The sequence below is a fragment of the Halopiger djelfimassiliensis genome, from assembly GCF_000455365.1.
Taxonomy (GTDB): Archaea; Halobacteriota; Halobacteria; order Halobacteriales; family Natrialbaceae; genus Halopiger_B; species Halopiger_B djelfimassiliensis.
The window spans coordinates 2,350-4,685 of sequence record NZ_HG315684.1 but is presented as its reverse complement, the minus strand read 5'-3'; the positions used below and the strand labels follow the sequence as shown (position 1 = coordinate 4,685).

Sequence of the window (2,336 nt, the reverse complement as noted above, 5' to 3'; positions counted from 1 at the left end):
ATCGAATACTGTGTCCGCCCACTCGAAAACGATCGCCCGCTCGGTCGACGACATCGCCCACGATGACCAACCGGCCAACTCACATCTGGAACACGCTTGCCGGGACTCCTTCACCAGTTCCCGACCCGATCGACGGGAACGGCCTCCTCAGTCCCGGTTCGATTTTCCGGCCCCCAATCAAACACCGGATTCAAAGCGCGCTCAAGGGCGCGGATACGACCGCGAACGAAGTCCCCCAGCAGGTACTGGACGTCATCGGCAGCGGCGGTATGCCCCTCCACTCCGGCCTGCAGCGCACGCTCGAGGAACGGATGGACGCGGATTTCTCGAACGTCCGCATCCACACGGGCGCGAAAGCCGCCGAAGCGGCTGAGTCGATCGACGCGAAAGCGTTCACCTGCGGCAACGACATCGTCTTTAATTCCGGTGAGTACGATCCCGAGAGCGCGGAGGGGCAGTTCCTGCTCGCGCACGAGTTAGCTCATGTCCGCCAGCAGACCGGTGCGGCGATCAGCATGATGCCCAAATCGGACGCCGACCTCGAGATCGACCCCGACCCGCAGTTAGAGCGGGAAGCCGATCGGGCTGCCGAGGATGCGCTGTCGGGAGGCGAACCGCTGACCGTGAATCGGCTGGGGACGGAGGTGCATATCCAGCGCTCGATGAGAGGTGCGATAAGCAGCACAGTTAGTGCGCTGTTCGGCGGGGACGAAGTCTCGGCGAGCGATCTGCAGGGGATCGATCCTGACGCTCTCGAGACCGAGACCAGGACCGATCACGAGTCGCTGGTTGACCGTGTCGAGGCGCTGGAAAATAACCAACAGCAGCTCTACGAGAGTCTGTACGGAGACGAGGAACTTTCGATGGGGTCGGTTCTGGCAGAAGGAGCGGAGAACGCTGCCGTTCTGACGGCGATGTCGACGATTACGACCGGCGGCATGATGATGGCAGAGATGGCCAGTGGACCCCTGCTGCCGCTTTTGGGACTTACCGCTGCCGGCGGCTTCGCAGTCCATAGCTGGAAGCAACTGTTCAAAGACGGCGGCGGCGACCTGCTCGACTCCATCGACGATCTCGCCAGCCTCGATAACTTGCCTGCGCAATTGCAGGATCTAATCGTTGATGGAACTGAGACTAGTGGGAAGAATACTAAGTTCTGAAATCAATGATGAAAGGAGAAATCATCGGTGAAGATAAAAAAGATGTCGGCACTAAGATAACTGACAACAGTGGCGTAATCCATCAAATCGAGATGCATAAACAGAATGGTGAAATTTATGCACACGAACAAAATGGATACCCAGACGATCCGACAAAGCGATCCGACGAGGGTAATGAACATGTCGAACAGGCCCGTCGATACGCCAGGTATTACGTCTATCGCGAGCGGGGGTACGACACGCTTTCGAACGCGGAGAATCCGGGTTGGATCGCCGCCGTCGGCGGGGTTGTAGGAAATCTCTCACCCGAGGAATTCGAGGCGTACTTCGGTGATTACTATCAGCAGTTCAGGTATCACGTCACTGGGGAGGGGCAGCCACAGGTCGAACTCCCCGAGACGGTCGACGAACAGACGTTCGTCGCCTACTGTACCGACGTCTACCTCGATCTCGATGCCGAAGCGTTGCTCGATGAGGACGTGATCACGTATTTCGGTGAGGCGGCGGATCATCTCGCGGGTTCGACCGGCGGGCTGTTCGATCAGTTGCGCGATTTGGCCGACTCGCTGGGCGTCGACGATGTCCAGCCGTTCGAACTCGACGCCACCTCCGCGGTCGAACTGCTCTATCAGGGTACGACCGAGGAACACTACGTCGGCGGGAGTTCGCCCCGCGCTCGCGAGCCCGACGCACGGCTGGAACTCTCGCCGGTCGATCCCGGGGATGACGAGTACCTCTCGATCGAGGGATTTCAGGCACTCGTCGTTCACCACTTGCTGTGTCAGGTCAGGGATTGTTACCTCCTGATGGGACTCGAACCGCCCGAAGAATACCGCGTCCTCGGAATGGGTTCCTACGAGGCATCGATGCGTTACGAACACCGCCCGCTCTACGAGAACTACCACTACACGTCGGCGGATGTCGACGGCTACTTCGACTTCGAAACCGGCGGCCCCTTCCAACTCGGGAACCTCGTCTGACCATAATGCTGTCAGTTTCCTAACCTAAATGACCGTCACACGAGCGAGGGACCAGGCTGATAGCCAACTCAGTGAAAGCCATCCATTCGTCACACCTGACTGCCCCGGAGCTAATACACGAAACCAGCACATCCAGTGTGCTACTGCCAGCACCGATACAATCCAGAGCAACGTGCCTGAGACGATTCCTGAGAGG

At 58.8% G+C, this 2,336-nt stretch carries 2 protein-coding genes; both read left to right on the top strand.

Annotated features, from left to right (window positions below):
* Positions 1-62 precede the first annotated feature (62 nt).
* Positions 63-1,160 carry an eCIS core domain-containing protein gene (locus tag TX80_RS19600; protein WP_230198650.1) on the top strand — a complete coding sequence of 366 codons (1,098 nt, stop codon included), beginning with the start codon at positions 63-65 and terminating at the stop codon, positions 1,158-1,160.
* A 92-nt stretch (positions 1,161-1,252) separates the two neighbouring features.
* Entirely contained in the window at positions 1,253-2,140 is an 888-nt protein-coding gene (locus tag TX80_RS00015) for a hypothetical protein (protein ID WP_049920773.1), read from the top strand.
* The last annotated feature ends 196 nt before the right edge of the window (positions 2,141-2,336 follow it).

Coding starts and splice junctions, on each gene's coding strand:
- TX80_RS19600 (WP_230198650.1), top strand. CDS start 63: ATGACCAACCGGCCAACTCACATCTGGAACACGCTTGCCGGGACTCCT.
- TX80_RS00015 (WP_049920773.1), top strand. CDS start 1,253: ATGCATAAACAGAATGGTGAAATTTATGCACACGAACAAAATGGATAC.